We start from the raw sequence: 16,720 nt of genomic DNA, 5'->3' as shown, positions 1-16,720 counted from the left end.
TTTGGGGCCCCGCCCGCCAGCGTTCCGGGCGTAAGTCGATTGTTTTAAAAAGCTTACTCAATCCTTCAGGATCACCACGTCCTCGGGGTCCAGCGTGGCGGAGAGGGTCGCGCCCGCGGCCTCGACCAGGCGGGGGTTGAGCTCAAACGCCTTGAGGCTCAGCTCGTCGCTGATCTGTAGCTGATACTGGGCCATCTCGCCGAGGTAGACCGAGTCGGCCCGGGCGGCGGAGAAGTGGTTGGTGCCGTTGAAGTTCTGGCCGTTCGAGCCGTCGGCGGCGTCCGAGCTGAGCGAGACGGTCTCGGGGCGGATCGACACGGTCACGTTGCCCGCGTTGGGCAGCTCCTCGGGGAAGACGCCCGAACGCAGCAGGCCCATCGGCGTGTCCAGCACCACGAACTCGCCGCCCGCGGGGTTGGGCTCCCGGCCCTTGACCTCGGCGGTGACGAAGTTGGTCTCGCCCAGGAAGTCGGCGACGAAGCGGTTGGCGGGACGCTCGTAGAGCTGACGCGGCGGGCCGACCTGCATCACGTTGCCCGCGTTGAGCACCGCGACGCCATCGGCCATGGACAACGCTTCCTTCTGGTCGTGCGTCACGTACACCCCGGTGATGCCCGAGGCCTTGCAGATGTTGCGGATCGACTGACGCATCTCCAGACGCAGCTTCGCATCGAGGTTGGACAACGGCTCGTCGAGCAGCAGCACCGTCGGCTTGATCACCAGCGCCCGCGCCAGCGCGACGCGTTGCTGCTGTCCGCCCGAGAGCTGATTGATTTTGCGTTCGGCCTGCACGGTGAGCTGCACCGATTCGAGTGCCTCGTCGACACGCTTGTCCATCTCGGCTTTGGACACCTTGCGGACCTCCAGGCCGAACGCCACGTTCTGGCGAACGGTCATGTGCGGCCAGAGCGCATAGCCCTGGAAGACCATGCCGGTGTTGCGTTTGTTGGGGGGCAGGTGGGTGACGTTGTCGTCGCCGAAGCGGATCTCGCCGGAGGTCGGGTCGGTGAAGCCCGCGATCATCCGCAGCAGCGTCGTCTTGCCGCAGCCCGAGGGCCCCAACAAGAAGAACAGCTCGCCCGATCCGATGTCGAGGTTGATGTTGTCGACCGCGACGGTCTTGCCGAACTCTTTGCGTAACTGGCGGATAATGATTGGGGTCATAACCCGGATAGGGTAAAGGCTATTGGCGGGTGGGTCTACGTTTATGGCTGTGATTAATCGTGCGCTAACACGGGGGTTGCGTGTTGCGGCACCCGTTTCAGGCCGAAGGCCGCGGGGAAATCATGGCCGCGAGGTGCCCGACGCCCTTGCCGTGCCGGCGGTAGCTGTGCAGGGCGGGGTCGTCGAACGTGCAGCCGGGGAAGACATCGATGTGTTCCGCGGCCAGCCCCGACTCGCGCAGTTGGGCCACCGCGACCGCCCGGGTATCGAGGTGGGGCTTGACGCCCAGATCGTCGCGGACCGCGTGGGGCGTGGCGTCACGGAAGAGCGCCGCGACCTCTTCGCCGACCTCGTAGCGTTCGGCCGAGATGCACGGCCCGATCGCCGCGACACAACTCGTCGCCTCAAACAAACCCGGCGCCGCTTCGGCGAGCGCGGCGAGGGTTCGGCCGATGACGTTCACGGTCGGGTCCAAGCCTCGCCAACCCGCGTGCACCGCCGCGACGAGCTTGCCGTCGGCCGAGCTGATCAACACCGGCACACAGTCGGCGGTGCGGACGACGACGACTTCGCTGGGGTCTTGGGTGAAGTGTGCGTCGGCCTCGGCCGCCCGCGCGTTCGGCGAACTGACCGTGTTGCCGTGCACCTGCTTGGCCATGATGATGCGCGGTGGGGCGTCCCCTAGCCAACACGCCGCCCCGATCACGTCCGCGACCTCGTCGGGCGACTTCACGTCCCAGTCGTTGGTGGTGAACAGGTGCCGCACGCCCAGGCCGTCGAAGAGTGACGACTTCCAGACACGCTGCCCCGAGCCGAGTTGGACCAGTTCAAACATCGGCGAAAGTGTAACCCTGAGATGCCAAAGAGCGAACCCGTGTTCCCCGCAACACCCGCTGCCGTGGCCGGCTTGGGGTGGGCGGTTGGGTTGTCGTTTCGATCCACCACGGAGCTTGGGAGGCACGGAGACACGGAGGAAGGCAGGAAGCATTTGATTTCAATAATCAATGCCTTGGTTCTTCTCCGTGCCTCCGCGCTCTCCGTGGTGGATCGAAACGAGTCCCCTTGAACACGGACCCTCGACCAACGACGACGGGTTCCGACCTTGAGCGATCCCGGCAAGGTGGTGAGCTCAAGTGTCGCCACGCACCCGACGTGTGCGTCAGCCCGGTTCCACGGGTATGGGCGTGCTTGGTGCCTTGCCTGTGCGACCTTCACGCCTGGAGTGCCACCGTGGTCCGACATTAGGGGATGAGACGCGTCGGGTGTGCGCACGGAAAGGTCGCTGAATTCACGGAGATGAGTACTGACAAGGAGTAAGAAATTTTCTGGGGTGATGATTTTTTGCGTTCGGATGCGAGCAACTGTGCGCACGAATCTGACTCTCGCCCTCGGTCAGTGTTCCCAGTCGGCCCGGGGGATCGGGCGGTTGTCCGGGATGCGGAAGCTGGCGTAGCGGGCGTGGCGTCGGAAGAGGTTGTGGTAGCGCAGCATCAGGATCATGGACCAAATCCCCAGGACCACGGCCGTCAGGCCTCCGCCGCAGCCGAGGGCCGAAAGCAGATATCTGTTGCTCAACGGGGTTGGGGCTGTGGGGTTGCCGCCCGAGTAGGCCGACGCCAGGCTCAAGGCGATGAGCGAGAACACGAAAAGCCCCAGGGTGACCGCCCAGGCCCAGATGAGGATGGTCGTTTGGCGGGCGATCCCCGGGTGAGGGGCGCGTCGCGCCAGCCGGCGGAGGACGACCGCGAGGCAGAACAGCCCGGCCAGGCCGATCAGTCCCGCCACGCTGTCGAGGGCTTCGATGGTGTTGTCGATCTCCAGGGTGGATCGATCGTATGAGGTACCGAGGGTGAGCGAGCTGAGCCCCGCGGTGACCAGCGAGAATCCGGAGTAGATCATCAGCAGGCCGCGCGCCCAGGCACGGGTGCCTCCGGGGATGACGATGCTCGGGTCGGGCTGGGGTTCGGGGGTGGTCAGCCGCCAGTAGCCGTAGGCGGTGGCGAGGGTGGCCAGGAAGGTGAAGACCAAGACGAAGACTTCGAGAAACATGTAGAAGTCGTAGGCCACGCCAAATAACTCGATGAAAATACCGGTCACGATACTGACGAGCAGCACGGCCAGCACCCACGCCATGCCGCGGGCCAGGGTTCTTAGCCAGTTGGCGTCGCCGAAGCGCAGCAGGTCGCCGATGAGCGACCAGTGGACCGCGGTGCCACACTCCGGGCAGTCGCCGCGGGCGTCCATCGTGCGCAGGTTGTAGCCGCACTGGCGGCAGAGCAGCTCGCAGTCGACCCGGCCCTGATTGTCGAGGGCGCCGCGCGGGATGCGAGAAAAGTCCAGGGGTGGGGCGTTCGGTTGGGGATCGATGGAAGGGGAAGGAGCCGGAAGATCGGAAGGCAGAGACATCGATCCAGTTTAAGCCAGACCCGACCGGGGGTGCTAGATGAGCGGATCCATCGATCTGGAGTCGATCTACAAGCAGGGGGGTTCGCATTACTTATGAACCGGAGGACGTGAAGTTGGCGGTATAGCGTCATGCGGAAGGGGGTTTGCGATTATTTAGTTCATCTGGTTGACTTTGTTTTTAACGAACCATAATGTCCGGAATACATGTCACGGGGTTTGTGTTGTATCTAAAGTAATTCTCCCTGATTCTCGACTGGCATAAAACAGACTTAAAGACTGTACGCAAAAAACAAAAAACTTTTGTATTCATCCGTGTCGCGCGCGGGGGCTTCTATCGGCTTCATTTCTCGTATTACTCGAAGGATTTGTTATGAATAAAACGCTCCGCCGCATACATTCTCACGCTTTTACCTTGATTGAGTTGTTAGTTGTTATAAGTGTCATTGCTTTACTGATTGCCATTCTCTTACCCGCACTGTCGGCATCGCGCCAAGCGGCCCGCCTGGTTCAGGATTTGACTCAGCTCCAGCAGATCAAGGTGGGAAACGCCACATACACGAATGATTACGACGGCTATTACCCCGTGGTTTACCGGCTCCCCGGGCAGCCCGGCAACGAGTTCAACATCAGTATTGAGGAGCAGCTGGCTTCCTACACGTCGGGCTTCACGTACACCAGCGATCAGGCGTGGAACACGCAGTACATGCGGCGGGGAGCAGACAATATCCCGGACATGTCGATCTGGGAATCGCCGGTGGATACGCTTGCGAACCGTTTTGAGCCCAACACCTACAACCGCAGCTACTCGATCAATCAAGCGGAAAGGCCTTCCGACAACCCGTTCCAGAAGCGTACGCGTAATGGCGTCTCGGTGACGATATTTGTTCAGGACGACAGCCTCACCCCGGTGGCGGGCGATGAGGGGTTCTCGCGTCGCGTCGATGATGTTCAGGCGAGTTCGACGTCGATCGACTACACGCCAAACTTCACGGAATTGAATTTCTGTGGTTGGGCCAACGGCGCAGAGATGAATAGCTTCGAGCTGTTTGGTAACGCCCGGAGCTTTATTATCCAGGGCCCCTGGGCGGCCAATCCGAGTCGGTTCTATGGCTACGGCGGGCCGGCGTCTGAACCCGGGCAGGACCCGCGCAGCCTCAACGTCAATTTTGCCTTTGCTGATGGGCACGCGTCTTCAGAACAGGCGGCTTCTCTACTCAATCCCAACGAGGCCCCCAATACGGTCTTTAGCGATGGCGAAGGGCTTATGAATGCCGAGAAACGTTAGATGGACCGGGTGCTACCATCACTGGTGGCAGCACCCGGCGGGTTTGTTTGCGTCCTGTACGCCATAACGTTTGTTTCTGGAAGTCTTCCCTTTTTTACAGATCGTGACATGACAAAACTACGCGTATATCTCGATAACAATCAGCTGACCAGTTATATCGTGATTGGAGCGGTTGCTGCGCTGGCGGTTTATTTCTTAGTCAACCGATTGATGAAGGACCCCTACGCGGGCCCGTCCAAAGCCTACTACTACAACTTGGCGACCCAGGAAATCGTGGTCAAGTCGAGCAAGTTTGTTCCGCCGATCGATCTGGGCAACGGAGAGCAGGGAGTGCTCGCGCATATGTACGGGTGTGGCAGTTGCCCGGAGGCTGTTTCGGAGCTCAAGGTTGGGTACCTGGAGAAACGGTCGGACGCCGCGAAGAAGCTGCTTGAGAAGTATCCCAAGCGGGGAAGTGTTCCGAGTGAAGAGGTTGGGCCCTTGATGCGCCCCGACTATCAGCTGATCGCCACCACGGAGCAGGCGGTTGCGGGCGATTGGCTGCCGTACGGGAACTCGAACGGCCTGAGCATGAGCATCGTCGGGCTCTGTGAGAACGGCGAGCCGAAGGTGATCTGTGTGCCGTGAGTTTGGAGGCTTAAGTAGTCGGCCTGTGGGTTGGCGAGCTTTGGTGACTAACGGCGCTGTCCGTTGAACCATCGGCCTTTGAGGATCGAATGGGGGCTTTGGGCGGCGGATCGAGATGGCGTCGCAAATGCTGCGCGGAATTTTCGGATTCGGGCTTGCGATTCGCTGCCCGTAGCGGCACAGTGTAGGCACCATGTACGAAGCCACCATCGAGAAGACCTTCAGCGCCGCCCATGCTTTGCGTTTGCCCGACGGCACGCTCGAGCCTTTGCACGGCCACGACTGGTTGATCAAGGTCACCGTGGCGAGCGAGGGGCTCGACGAGATCGACACGGTCATGGACTTCCACAAGCTGCAGGACCTGGTCGAGCAGCGCATCGCGCCGTGGCGGAACCAGAACCTCAACGCGGTCGCGCCGTTTGCGAACAAGAACGGCGAGCTGACGGTGAACCCCAGTGCCGAGCGGGTCGCGGAGCAGATCGCGTGGACCATCTCGGGCCAGATCCCGGATCAGGTGTGGCTGAAGGAAGTGTCGGTGGGCGAGGCGGTGGGGTGCACGGCCCGATATCGGCCGTGAGCATGGGTTTGTGGTGGGTCGGGGCCGCGGGTTTGCCCTATCATTGTGGTTGGTTGAACGAGCTTCCTTCGGAGTTGACGATGCGAGTAGGGATGACTTTCTGGGCCATGGCCGCGGCGGCGTTGACCGTCACCGGTTGTGGCGGACCTTCGGAGCAGCCTACGCCCCCGCCGCCCGCGGTCGAGGTGGCGACGCCCGAACGGCGTGATGTCACGTCGTACTACCACTACACCGGCAACCTCGAGTCGATCGCGAGTGTCGAGGTGCGGGCCCGCGTGTCGGGGGTTCTCGAAGAGAAACACTTCGAGGTCAGTTCTCCGGTCGATCAGGGCGCGAAGCTGTTTACGATCGAGACGGCGCCGTACGACGTGGCGATCCAGGCCGCCGAGGCCGCGGTGCAGTCGGCCGAGGCCGCGGTCGAGCTGGCGACGATCGAGCGTGACCAGGTTCAGGAAGCGTTTGACCGCAACGCCGCGAACGAGCGAGAGCTCCAGAAGTACATCACCGCGCTGAAGACCGCCGAGGCCGAGAAGCTCTCGGCCGAGGCGTCGCTGGACGACGCGAGGCTGCAACGTAACTACGCGGACGTGGTCGCGCCGATCTCCGGCCGGGTCAGCCGAGAGCTGGTGGATGTGGGCAACCTCGTGGGTATGGGCGAGCCGACGCTGCTCACCACAGTGGTGCAGATGGACCCGATCCACGTTTACGTGGATGTCAGCGAACGCATCGTGCAGGAATACCTCAACCGGGAGCGCAACGGAAGCATTAACGCCGACGACGCGCCGCCGCCGCCGCCGATCGAGATCGCCCGCTCCAGTGACGATCCGGGGTCCTACCCGTTCCACGGCATGATCGACTACGTGGATAACGTCGTGGACGAAAGCACCGGCACGCTCCGTGTCCGCGGCAGCATCCCGAACGCTGACGGCCGGCTGTTCCCCGGGCTGTTCGTCCGGGCGCGGGTGCCCTACGACACGATCGAAAACGCGGTGCTCGTCCGCGAGGACGCGCTGGGTGCGAGCCTCACCGGCAAGTACGTGCTGGTGGTGGATGAGAAAAACATCGTGCAGCAGCGCCCCGTGACGCTCGGCGAGAAGACCGACGACGGCTACATCGTGGTCACCGAGGGCCTGGATGGCAGCGAGACCTACGTGACCGTCGGCATCCAGAAGGCCCGTCCCGGTTCGCCGGTGACGATCCGCGAGAAGTCGCAGGACGACGGGGCTCCACGGCTCAGGCCCCAGTCGTCCAGCGAGAAGCCCGCCGCGCCCGCCGAGGGGGAGGCCCAGTAGATGATTTCTCGCTTCTTTATTGACCGCCCGGTCTTCGCGGCCGTCGTCGCGATCATCATGATGATCGTCGGCGGGGTGAGCGTGTTGGTGCTGCCGATCGAGCAGTACCCCGAGATCGCGCCGCCGGTCGTGCAGGTCACCGCGAGCTACCCCGGGGCCGACGCCCAGACCGTGGTCGACACGGTCACCGCGCCGCTCGAACAGCAGATCAACGGCGTCGAGGGCATGATCTATATGAGCTCGACCTCGACCTCCGAGGGCACGTGCACGATCAACGTCACGTTCGAGCTGGGGACCGACCCCGACCTCGCGTCGGTCTACACGCAGAACCGCGTCGCGATCGCCGAGCCGCGCCTGCCCGAGGAAGTCACCCGGCAGGGCGTGCAGACCAAGAAGCGTTCGACCAGCTTGCTGCAGGTCGTTTCGGTTTACGCCGAGACGGACGAGAACGGCAACCCGATCAACCCGTCGTACGACGAGCTGTTCCTGTCGAACTACGTCGAGATCTACGTCAAGGACCGCCTCGCCCGGGTGCCGGGCGTCGGCGAGGTGTTTGTGTTCGGCGGCAAGCCGTTCGCGATGCGGATTTGGCTCGACCCCGAGAAGCTCGCCGCCCGCGACCTGACTACCGTCGACCTGCTCGACGCGCTGCGCTCGCAGAACGTGCAGGTCTCCGGCGGCAAGATCGGCCAAGAGCCCGCGTCCACGCAGGACGGCTTCCAGTACACCGTCACCACGCTCGGCCGTCTGCAGAGCGTCGAGCAGTTCGAAGAGATCATCGTCAAGGTCGGCGAGGACCAACGCACCGTCCGCGTGAAAGACGTCGCCCGCGTCGAGTTGTCCTCGCAGGACTACGCCTGGTCGGCCGAGGTCAACGGCCGTCCCGCCGCGACGCTGGGCGTGTACCAGCTGCCCGGTTCCAACGCGGTCGCCGTGGCCGAAGGCATCAACGCCGCGATGGCCGAGCTCGAGCGCGACTTCCCGCCCGGCCTGAAGCAGAAGGTCACCTTCGACTTCACCACTTTCGTCACCGCCTCGATCGAAGAAGTCGTCACGACGCTATTCATCACGATCTTCCTCGTGTTCCTGATCACCTACCTGTTCATGCAGAACCTGCGGGCGACGCTCGTGCCCGCGGTCACCATTCCCGTGTCGCTGCTGGCGACCTTCGGCGTACTGCTGATCTTCGGCTTCTCGCTGAACATGCTCACGCTGTTCGGCCTGATCCTCGCGGTGGGTATCGTGGTCGACGACGCCATCGTTGTGGTCGAGAACACCTCTCGAAACATCGACGAGAAAGGCCTGGACCCCAAGGAAGCCGCGCGCCAAGCAATGGACGAGGTCAGCGGCGCGCTGATCGCCACCACGCTCGTCGTCCTCGCGGTGTTCATCCCCACGGCACTCCTCGGCGGGCTCACGGGCGTGTTGTACCGCCAGTTTGCGATCACCATCGCCGTGGCCACCAGCTTCTCGACCATCAACGCCCTGACCCTCAGCCCGGCGCTCTGCGGCTTGCTGCTCCGCCCGCAAAAGCAGGTCCGTTTCCCGCTGTTCGTGCTGTTCAACAAGACGCTCAACGGCACGCGGACCGGCTACCTCTGGCTGGTGCAGAAGGGTGTCCGCCTCGCGCTCATCGTGCTGATCGTCTTTGGCGGGTTCGTCGCGCTGACCGGCGGGCTTTACAAGAAGACGCCCACCGGCTTCGTGCCGTCCGACGACCTAGGCTACTTCTTCGTCAACGTGCAGCTTCCCGACGCCGCGAAACTCGCCCGGACCCGCGAGGTGGTGAATCAGGTCGACGAGATCCTGTTCAGCACCGAGGGTGTGGTCGACATCATCAGCGTCAACGGCTACTCGATCCTCAGCGGAACCCAGGCCAGCAACAACGGCTTCTCGATCGCGATCCTCGAGGGCTGGGACGACCGCCCGCACGTGGACGAGATCCTCGCGCAGGTTGCCCCCCGACTGGCGCAGATCCCCGAGGGCGTGGTCTTCCCGTTCACCCCGCCGCCCATCCAGGGCCTGGGCGCTTCGGGCGGTTTTGAGTACCAGCTCCAGGATCGCAGCGACGCGGGGGTCGGGGCGTTGCAGGACGTGGCCGACGCGATGGTCGCCGCGGGCACGCAGGACCCCACGCTCACGCAGATGTTCAGCAGCTTCCGGGCCCGTGTCCCGCAGCTGTTCGTGGACATCGACCGGGTGAAAGCGCAGAAGCTCGGCGTGCCGCTCGGCGTGGTGTTCGACACCATGGCGACCAACCTCGGCGGGGCGTACGTGAACGACTTCAACTACTTCGGCCGGGTCTTCCGGGTCTACGCCCAGGCCGAGGCGGACTTCCGCCGGTCGGCCGAGGACATCACGCTGCTGAAGGTCCGCAACCAGAACGGCGACACACTGCCGCTGGACTCGGTCGCGCGGGTGGAAGACTCGCTCGGCGCCGCGGCGATCGTCCGGTTCAACCAATACCCCGCCGCAACCATCACCGGCTCGGCGACGTCGGGCGTGTCGTCGGGCCAGGCGATCGAGTCGATGCGCCGGTTGTCGGACGAGGTCCTGCCCCCGGGTTTCAGCTACGCGTGGTCGGGCCAGACGTATCAGGAGCTCGAGGCGGGCAGCCAGGCGTCGGTCGCGTTCGCCATGGCGTTCATCATCGTGTTCCTTGTGCTTGCCGCGCAGTACGAGAGTTGGACCACGCCGATCTCGATCCTGTTCACCGTGCCGCTGGGCGTCTTCGGTGCGCTGGTCGGCGTCAACGCGCTGGGCCTGGACAACAACATCTACACGCAGGTGGGTTTCGTGTTGTTGATCTCCCTGGTGGCGAAGAACGCGATCCTGATCGTGGAGTTTGCGCGCGACCTGCGGATGAACCAGGCCCGATCGATCGCGGACGCGGCGATCGAAGCCGCCAAGCTCCGCTTCCGGCCGATCCTCATGACGGCGTTCTCGTTTGTCTTCGGCACGGCGCCGCTGGTCATCGCCACCGGCGCGGGTGCGTCGAGTCGGCGCTCGCTGGGTACCGCGGTGTTCTTCGGGATGTTGTTGGCGACGATCGTCGGGGTGATCTTTGTCCCGGTGTTCTTCTACATCATCCAGACCATGGCCGAGAAGGTGAAGCCGCCAAAGAAAGCCGCGGACGCCTCTCCGCCGCAGCCTTCGGGCGACACCGGCGCCCCGAACCCCGCGTAATCCCGAGCTGGATTGACCCGGCCCATAAAAAAAGGCTCGGCTGGAACCGAAGTCCCAAGCCGAACCCTTCCGGGGGCAATGTTTTGCTCATCAAATCTTAACACAATTTCTATGGAAATCCACTTAGTGTGTTTTGATGAGGGGTGTTGAGGAAAAAAGCGGGTTTAGAGCCTTTGGGGCTGCTTTTCTATCTCAAGCAGGCGAATCATATCGAAGCCGATCGGGCTGTCAAGCGTGCCGCCGCAGGGCGCGGGGCGCGATCTTCAGGCGTTGGAGGTGGGGCTGGACCTCTTGCCAGAACCGCTTGGCGTCGCTGCCGTAGCCCGCGGTAGGGGCGACTTCGGGCAGGTGTTTCGTGAAATAGGCCTTGAACCGCTCCATCATCAGCTCGCGGTTGTACTTGGCGATCATCGACGCGAGGGCCACGGGCATGTGGTTCTCCTCGGCGGAGGTCTGAAACACGACGGTCATCTCGCGTCCGCCTCCGCACTCGATACGGTAGCTCGATCGCGCCGGCGACTCGGCTAGTACATCGACTTCGACTTCGGGGAAGTTCATTGCCAGCGTATCGCGGTAGCGCATCCGGCCGGACTGGCGGTCGACCACGACGGTGGGGTGGTGCTCGCCGTAGTGCTGCCAGATGTGCTGTAAATGCCCGGCGACAAAGGTAAAACTCACCGCGGCTTTGGACCGCGTCGCGTCGACCATGCGGTTGAAGCGGTCCTCCAAAATGACCGCGCAGCCCAGGTCCGCGACCTCCACGCCGATGCGCCCGCAGGTCTGGCGCAGCATGTTCCGCGCGATTGCCAGTTCCCCCTCGTCGGCCGACACCGGCAGCTCCGCCCACGGCCCGACCTCGTCCATCGTGTACCACGGCAACTCGTGCAGCGAGCGGTGCGACTGTTCACCCATCGCGTCCAGCCACGCCGCGAGGTCGCCCGGCACCTCGGCGGGGTCGTCGTGCATGAGCGAGGCGAACGCCAGGCAGCCCATTTCCAGGTGCTTGATCCCCGCGGCCTTGGTGGTCAGCTTCTTCGAGTCGTTCACTACCAGCCGGCCCTTGCGGCCCGACAATCGGCGACACACCGCCTTGTTCAGCCGGGCCCACAGGTCCGGCGGATCGGCGTCGTGGTCGAGCTTCGGGATCCGCAGCACGCATCGGCCGACGGTCATCGGGCCGAAAAACGGCCCGTATCCCGCCTCGTCGATGCCCGCGTAAATAAACATAAATCGCTTTCGGAAAGCAGTTAACGAAAGTTTTGGCCGCCGGGTTTCTCAAAACCCGGCGGAAACGTCCGTATAATGTAGCCCGTGAAGCGCGTTCAATCGCCCGGGTGGGTCAAGGGGCATGGAGTTTTGCCGTTGCCTGGAGATATTGAGATGAAAACCCGTTGTGAATTCGGATGGATGGCCCGGCTCGCCGTGGCCGGTTTGTTGGCGTGGCCCGCGACGATGTCGTCGGCCCAGCTGCAGGTCGAGGCGGACGCCGAGGCGCTCGACACCGGGCGGTCGCAGACCGTGGTGATCACCGAGCGCCCGCTGCGCACATTCCGCGGCGAAGCGGTGCGCGTCGGGCGGTATGCCGAGAGCGAGAAGGCCATCGGCGTCGTGCGTCCGCTACGGCCCGTGCCGAGCTTCTCCTACCGCGACGGGTACCGGTACGGCTACGACCGCTACACCCCGCGCTACGAAAAAGCCATCGGCGTCGTTCGGCCGTACGTCACCTACGACCCGCCGGTCTACAACCCGCCCCAGACCTTCACCAACCCCAACGCCCGGGACGAGTCTTCGGCCCGACGCGCCCCATCGATCGACCTCCAGCCGGTGTTGGCCCAGGACATCGAGGTCACCGCGGTCGAAACCGTCGTCGTCCCCGAAGCGCACCGCGACGATGCGTGGGCGCTGCTCAACCACGGCTACTACCGCGAAGCCCGTCAGCAGTTCGCGCTGCTCGGCACCGTCGACGACACGCCCACCCGCACGGGCCACGCGCTCGCGGCGGTGCTCTCGGGCGACCTGGCCGGCGGCGCGGCGCTGATGCCCGACACCCCCGAGCTCCCCGAAGGCGTGGTGTTCCGCCCCGCGACGATCAAGCGTCTGGACCAGATGCGCGAGTACCTCTACGCCGACCAGCCGGAGATGCAGGCGAAGCTGCAAGCCATCCTCGACGCGGTGCGGACGGCCGTGCTCACGGCGGAGTAACGCAAACCTCGAAGTATGTTCAACCGCCGCTTGCGGCTTAGCGCAGGAACCTGTCGATTCCCGCTAAGCCGCAGGCGGCTTTTACTTGGCGACTGTGGTGTCGTAACGCACGCCGTCGGGTACGGGTACGGGGTGGTGGACAGTCACGCCGCTGCTCCCGGCCGTGACGTGGGCGGCGTCGATGGCGACGAACGCGGTGTAGTCGCTCATGAGCGAGTGGCTCAGCGCGGTGTCGAGGATCTCGGTCGCGAGTTCTTTCTGCAAACGTACACCCGCAAAGGTCATCTGATCCGAGAGGTCGGCGATGCGTTGGCGGGCCCAGACCTGGGCGAGCGCGGGGTGGGTCGCGTTGTCGTCGGGCGGCGCGATGGTGGCCACGCGTTTCTCGCCCCCGGCAAACCCGCCGACGCGGACGTGGTCGAGCGTGCCGGTGTACTTGCCGGTGACTACGACAGGTCGGCCGACGAACAGGTCGGGCAGCGTCGCGGGGTAGACGTCGCTGACCTCGGCGTTGCCGAAGTGGATGGCCACGTCGGTGAGCGCGGGTCGGCTGACGCGGTCGAAGTAGGTGTCCATCACCGCGGCGGCGTCGTCGTTGAGCCCGAGGTAGGCCGCGGCGCCTCGTCCCTGCTTGGCCATGCGCTGCATGAGGTAGCGGTTGGGCGAGGAGCCGACGCCGAAGGAGAAGATGCGGGCCGGGCCGACGCGTTTGGACACTTCACCGATGATGTCTCGGTCGTTACCGATGAAGCCGTCGGTAAGGAAGGTGACCACGCGGAAGCGTTCGGGGTCGTGCGGGAAGTCGAGCGCCGCCTTGATGCCCTCGATCATCATGGTGCCGCCGCCGCTGTGGAGGTTGCGGACGTAGCGTTTGGCGTGTCGCCTGTTCTTGTCAGTCGCCGCGATTGGCTGGGGCCCGAGCTGCGAGGCGTCCGACGAGAAGCGGATGATCTGGAACGTGTCGTCTGGCCCGAGTTGATCGAGCGCCGCCACGATCGCAGCTTTGGCCTGGGCGATCGGCTCGCCGCCCATCGAGCCCGAGCAGTCGATGACAAACACCATCTCCATCGGCTGACGTTCGAGCGAGCCGAGCTCGGCCGGGGGGATCAGCATCATGGTGAAATAGTTCTCGCTGGTGGCTTCGTCGGTGTGGGTGAGCACGTTGGTGCGGATGTCATCGCCCGCCACGCGGTAGGACAGCACGAAGTCGCGGTTGGGGATCCGGTTGTCGGAGTGGTCGGCCAACGCGTAGGTGATCGAGCCGTCGTCGTGGCGGGTGGTGGTGACGTCGTGGTGGTGGCTGCGGAATTCTTCAACGGGCAGGCCCGCCTCGAGGGTGAGCGAAAGGTCGATGTCGTGGGCGGTGCGCTGGTTGGGGCGGAGATAGGACACCTCGGTGGATTGGCCGGAGGCGCCGGTGCGGCCGTAGCCCACGGCCCCGACCCCTTGGCCGGTGGCGGTCGTGGCGGGCGGGTTAAACCGGGGCCCGACGACCATGGGGAACACGAAGCTGTACACGCCGTCGGCGTAGGCAAGGGTCTGGAAGTAGCTGAGCTTCACGTCGATGCGTTGGCCGGGCTCGAGGTTGGCGACCTTCTGCGTGAAGAGGTTGGGGCGCTGCTGGGTGAGCAGCGAGGCGTTGTAGCCCTGGTGCTTGGCCTGTTCGTAGAGACGCTTGGCTTCTTCTTTCTCGCGGAGGATGCCGCGGATCTTGCGTTCGCCGATGATCATGATGAACTCGCTCACGGCGGCGTTCTGCGGGAGCGGGAAGACGTAGACCGCTTCGATCTTGGTGTCGTAGGGGTTGCGGAACTGCTGGGTGACATCGACGGTGGCGAGGTAGGCATCCACGCGGGCCTGCACGTCGGTGTGCTCAAGCGGAACAGGAACTTTCTCGGCTTCGCCGCCTCCGGTTGGGGGCGGCATCAGTGCGAGCAGCGCGCCGCTGCCGGGGGTGTCGTCGTCTTGGGCCGCGGGATTCGCTTGATTGCCGGGGGTGGCGATGATCCAGACCTCTTCGTCGGGGGCGACGGTGGTGAAGACGGGGGCAGCAGCGGGCTGGGGCTTGCCATCGACGATTTTGACGCCCATGACATGCGTCAGAGATTCGTTTCGCAAGGGTGCCCAGTTCCACCGTGAATCCGCAATACCGTCTCTGTCGGAGTCGGTCATCGGCATATTCGCGTGGGTCTGTTGCCACCGTCCCGTCACCGTCGGGTCGAGATACGCCGATTCCTCGGTGGTGCATCCCACCAGAAGTAGTACGGCTACGATGCTCAGAATCGAAAGTTGAATGACGTGTTTCAAGGCTGCGCTCCACGGAAAAGGGCGGCGGGGATCGGCTCGCCGGCGGGGTTGCCCGCGGTGATGAGGTCGAGTTGATATTCGGCAACGGTGCCCGGCTCGGCATCCGGCGAGAGCTGCACCTGCACCATGACGGTGGCGACGCGCGTTGGCTGATTCGGCAGTTCTTCGCCGGGCAGAAGCGAGTAGGCGGCAACGATGATGCGGTCGGCCCGGCCCTGGTTGACCGCGTCGGTGTCGTAGAAGGGCGCGTCGGCAAACGCGGGATGCTCGCCGTTCTCCAAGCCCACGATGGTGAGCTCGGCGTTGGGCGAGGACAGCTCGAACTGATACGCTGCCAACGGTTGCCCCTGCGGATCGATCACCACGGGGACCGCTTCGAAGTAGGGCGAGGCCGCGGCGGCGGGCCGCGTGTCGGGCAGGGTTTGCACATCCCCGGATGCCGTCGGCGGCGCTAACGACACAGCGAGGCTCAAGCAAAGCAGCACGAAACTCATCGCGGCCAGCGTTCTCATACCTCACCGTCCTTCTCGGAAGCGAGGCGGACGATGGATCGGCCGAGCGTCTGGACGTCTTGCGCATCGATGCGCTGGTCATGGTTCACATCGAACACGGCGGCCGAGTCCGCGAGGGGGCCGGAAGGCGGCGTGTCCTGGACGTGTTTTGCCAGCCGCATGACGTCGAGGATGTCGAGCGCGCCGTCGCGGTTGAAGTCGTGAGGGAGTTCGGGCGATGGGGCGACCTGCGCGACCGGATCGGCGGGCGGCGAAAAGGTGTTCGGGTTGAGCCAAACCACGAAGCCCACCGCGGCGGCCGCCGCCAGGCCAGCTCCGATCAGCCGGCGACGGAAACGCCACGACGCGGGGGCCGAAGCAGTCGCCACCAGGTCCGTGGGCGCATAGTGCGCATCGATCGCGAGGCGGATGCGCTCGTCGAGCCGGTCGGTGTCGGCAAACGGCTGAGCGTCCCGGCGTTTGAGCTCGGCGATCAGGTCGTCGGGAAGTTGGGGGTCGTCGGGGTGGGTCATGTGAGTCCTCGGCGCACGGGCGCGGTGAGGGGTTCGGAAGGTGAAGGGCGCAAGCGGGGCGAACCGTTCAAGGCAATTCGAAATATTTTTTCGTGGCCGGGTCACGGCGGAGCTGGGCCACGGCGTGGTGCAGACGCGATTTCACCGTGCCCTGCGGGATGTCGAGGGCTCGGGCGATCTCGGGGACCGTCATGTCGTCCACAAAACGCAGCAGCACCACCTCGCAGTGTTCGTCGCTGAGCCGGCCCAGCAGGGCGTCGAGGCCGTCGTCGAGGGGAATGGGGGATTCGGCGATCGGCTCGGGCAGGGCGTCGCCCGTGGTCAGCCGGAGGCGGGCCTTCTTCTTGGTGGCCGAGAGTGCGGCATGCCTGGCCACGGGAAACAAAAAGGTGGTGAGCTTCGCGGTGAGCGTCAGCTGGTTTTCGGGCGGCGGGGGGAACTTGCCCAGCAGATAGATGAAGGTTTCCTGCGCGGCGTCGAGCGCGAGGGCCTCGTCGCCCCGGGTGTACCGCCGGGCAAGGCGCAGCACGGTGTCGCGGTGTCGGCGGTAGAGCGTCTCGAAGGCCGCGGGGCTCTGAGCGTCGCCGCGGTTGGCGTGTTCGACGAGCTGTTCGTCGCTGAGCACTTCGAGTTGCCGGAAGGTGTCCACC

14 protein-coding genes are annotated in these 16,720 nt (G+C 64.3%); 6 read left to right on the top strand and 8 right to left on the bottom strand.

Annotation, left to right across the window (positions count from 1 at the left end; translation table 11 throughout):
• Window positions 1–57: 57 nt before the first annotated feature.
• The 3 genes from HNQ40_RS06490 to HNQ40_RS06480 all read right to left on the bottom strand — a co-directional run bounded on the left by HNQ40_RS06490 (window position 58) and on the right by HNQ40_RS06480 (window position 3,570).
• Complete coding sequence (locus HNQ40_RS06490) at window positions 58–1,164, bottom strand: ABC transporter ATP-binding protein (RefSeq protein ID WP_184677067.1); 1,107 nt, start codon at window positions 1,162–1,164, stop codon at window positions 58–60.
• Between the two features lie 97 nt (window positions 1,165–1,261).
• Window positions 1,262–1,999: a polyphenol oxidase family protein gene (locus tag HNQ40_RS06485; protein ID WP_184677066.1), complete on the bottom strand. Its 738-nt coding sequence runs from the start codon at window positions 1,997–1,999 to the stop codon at window positions 1,262–1,264.
• Window positions 2,000–2,556: 557 nt separating this feature from the next.
• The gene (locus tag HNQ40_RS06480) at window positions 2,557–3,570 is read right to left on the bottom strand and encodes a hypothetical protein (protein ID WP_184677065.1); all 1,014 of its coding nucleotides are present in this window, start codon (window positions 3,568–3,570) and stop codon (window positions 2,557–2,559) included.
• A gap of 370 nt (window positions 3,571–3,940) precedes the next feature.
• Between HNQ40_RS06480 and HNQ40_RS06475 the strand changes: the two genes are divergently transcribed.
• The 5 genes from HNQ40_RS06475 (at window position 3,941) to HNQ40_RS06455 (ending at window position 10,537) form a co-directional block, all read left to right on the top strand.
• Window positions 3,941–4,855, top strand: coding sequence for a type II secretion system protein (locus HNQ40_RS06475; RefSeq protein WP_184677064.1), 915 nt, complete (start codon window positions 3,941–3,943; stop codon window positions 4,853–4,855).
• Window positions 4,856–5,482, top strand: coding sequence for a hypothetical protein (locus HNQ40_RS06470; protein WP_184677063.1), 627 nt, complete (start codon window positions 4,856–4,858; stop codon window positions 5,480–5,482).
• A gap of 193 nt (window positions 5,483–5,675) precedes the next feature.
• Complete coding sequence (locus HNQ40_RS06465; protein WP_184677062.1) at window positions 5,676–6,059, top strand: 6-pyruvoyl trahydropterin synthase family protein; 384 nt, start codon at window positions 5,676–5,678, stop codon at window positions 6,057–6,059.
• 92 nt (window positions 6,060–6,151) lie between these two features.
• Window positions 6,152–7,351 (top strand): efflux RND transporter periplasmic adaptor subunit, encoded by a 1,200-nt coding sequence (locus tag HNQ40_RS06460; RefSeq protein WP_184677061.1) that lies wholly within the window; start codon window positions 6,152–6,154, stop codon window positions 7,349–7,351.
• Window positions 7,352–10,537 carry an efflux RND transporter permease subunit gene (locus HNQ40_RS06455; RefSeq protein WP_184677060.1) on the top strand — a complete coding sequence of 1,062 codons (3,186 nt, stop codon included), beginning with the start codon at window positions 7,352–7,354 and terminating at the stop codon, window positions 10,535–10,537. It abuts the gene before it with no gap.
• A gap of 228 nt (window positions 10,538–10,765) precedes the next feature.
• Here HNQ40_RS06455 and HNQ40_RS06450 read toward each other — a convergent pair whose 3' ends face one another.
• Window positions 10,766–11,764 (bottom strand): hypothetical protein, encoded by a 999-nt coding sequence (locus HNQ40_RS06450; protein WP_184677059.1) that lies wholly within the window; start codon window positions 11,762–11,764, stop codon window positions 10,766–10,768.
• A gap of 153 nt (window positions 11,765–11,917) precedes the next feature.
• Here HNQ40_RS06450 and HNQ40_RS06445 point away from each other — a divergent pair, with 153 nt between their 5' ends.
• Window positions 11,918–12,739, top strand: a complete 822-nt coding sequence (locus HNQ40_RS06445; protein ID WP_184677058.1) for a hypothetical protein — start codon at window positions 11,918–11,920, stop codon at window positions 12,737–12,739.
• Between the two features lie 81 nt (window positions 12,740–12,820).
• Here HNQ40_RS06445 and HNQ40_RS06440 read toward each other — a convergent pair whose 3' ends face one another.
• From HNQ40_RS06440 to HNQ40_RS06425, 4 genes are all read right to left on the bottom strand, one after another.
• The gene (locus HNQ40_RS06440) at window positions 12,821–14,857 is read right to left on the bottom strand and encodes a VIT domain-containing protein (RefSeq protein ID WP_184677057.1); all 2,037 of its coding nucleotides are present in this window, start codon (window positions 14,855–14,857) and stop codon (window positions 12,821–12,823) included.
• Window positions 14,858–15,042: 185 nt separating this feature from the next.
• Window positions 15,043–15,558: a hypothetical protein gene (locus HNQ40_RS06435; RefSeq protein ID WP_184677056.1), complete on the bottom strand. Its 516-nt coding sequence runs from the start codon at window positions 15,556–15,558 to the stop codon at window positions 15,043–15,045.
• Window positions 15,555–16,070: a dockerin type I domain-containing protein gene (locus HNQ40_RS06430; RefSeq protein ID WP_184677055.1), complete on the bottom strand. Its 516-nt coding sequence runs from the start codon at window positions 16,068–16,070 to the stop codon at window positions 15,555–15,557. Before HNQ40_RS06430 ends, HNQ40_RS06435 begins: the two co-directional genes overlap by 4 nt.
• A gap of 67 nt (window positions 16,071–16,137) precedes the next feature.
• Window positions 16,138–16,719 carry an RNA polymerase sigma factor gene (locus HNQ40_RS06425; RefSeq protein ID WP_184677054.1) on the bottom strand — a complete coding sequence of 194 codons (582 nt, stop codon included), beginning with the start codon at window positions 16,717–16,719 and terminating at the stop codon, window positions 16,138–16,140.
• Window position 16,720 lies beyond the last annotated feature (1 nt).

The sequence above is a fragment of the Algisphaera agarilytica genome, assembly GCF_014207595.1.
Classification (GTDB): domain Bacteria; phylum Planctomycetota; class Phycisphaerae; order Phycisphaerales; family Phycisphaeraceae; genus Algisphaera; species Algisphaera agarilytica.
This window is presented reverse-complemented; position numbering and strand designations above follow the sequence as displayed.

Excerpts from the sequence above, each read along its gene's own strand:
- HNQ40_RS06465 (WP_184677062.1), top strand. The coding sequence starts at position 5,676 with ATGTACGAAGCCACCATCGAGAAGACCTTCAGCGCCGCCCATGCTTTG.
- HNQ40_RS06475 (WP_184677064.1), top strand. The coding sequence starts at position 3,941 with ATGAATAAAACGCTCCGCCGCATACATTCTCACGCTTTTACCTTGATT.
- HNQ40_RS06490 (WP_184677067.1), bottom strand. The coding sequence starts at position 1,164 with ATGACCCCAATCATTATCCGCCAGTTACGCAAAGAGTTCGGCAAGACC.
- HNQ40_RS06450 (WP_184677059.1), bottom strand. The coding sequence starts at position 11,764 with ATGTTTATTTACGCGGGCATCGACGAGGCGGGATACGGGCCGTTTTTC.
- HNQ40_RS06445 (WP_184677058.1), top strand. The coding sequence starts at position 11,918 with ATGAAAACCCGTTGTGAATTCGGATGGATGGCCCGGCTCGCCGTGGCC.
- HNQ40_RS06455 (WP_184677060.1), top strand. The coding sequence starts at position 7,352 with ATGATTTCTCGCTTCTTTATTGACCGCCCGGTCTTCGCGGCCGTCGTC.
- HNQ40_RS06480 (WP_184677065.1), bottom strand. The coding sequence starts at position 3,570 with ATGTCTCTGCCTTCCGATCTTCCGGCTCCTTCCCCTTCCATCGATCCC.
- HNQ40_RS06435 (WP_184677056.1), bottom strand. The coding sequence starts at position 15,558 with ATGAGAACGCTGGCCGCGATGAGTTTCGTGCTGCTTTGCTTGAGCCTC.
- HNQ40_RS06470 (WP_184677063.1), top strand. The coding sequence starts at position 4,856 with ATGGACCGGGTGCTACCATCACTGGTGGCAGCACCCGGCGGGTTTGTT.
- HNQ40_RS06460 (WP_184677061.1), top strand. The coding sequence starts at position 6,152 with ATGACTTTCTGGGCCATGGCCGCGGCGGCGTTGACCGTCACCGGTTGT.
- HNQ40_RS06430 (WP_184677055.1), bottom strand. The coding sequence starts at position 16,070 with ATGACCCACCCCGACGACCCCCAACTTCCCGACGACCTGATCGCCGAG.
- HNQ40_RS06485 (WP_184677066.1), bottom strand. The coding sequence starts at position 1,999 with ATGTTTGAACTGGTCCAACTCGGCTCGGGGCAGCGTGTCTGGAAGTCG.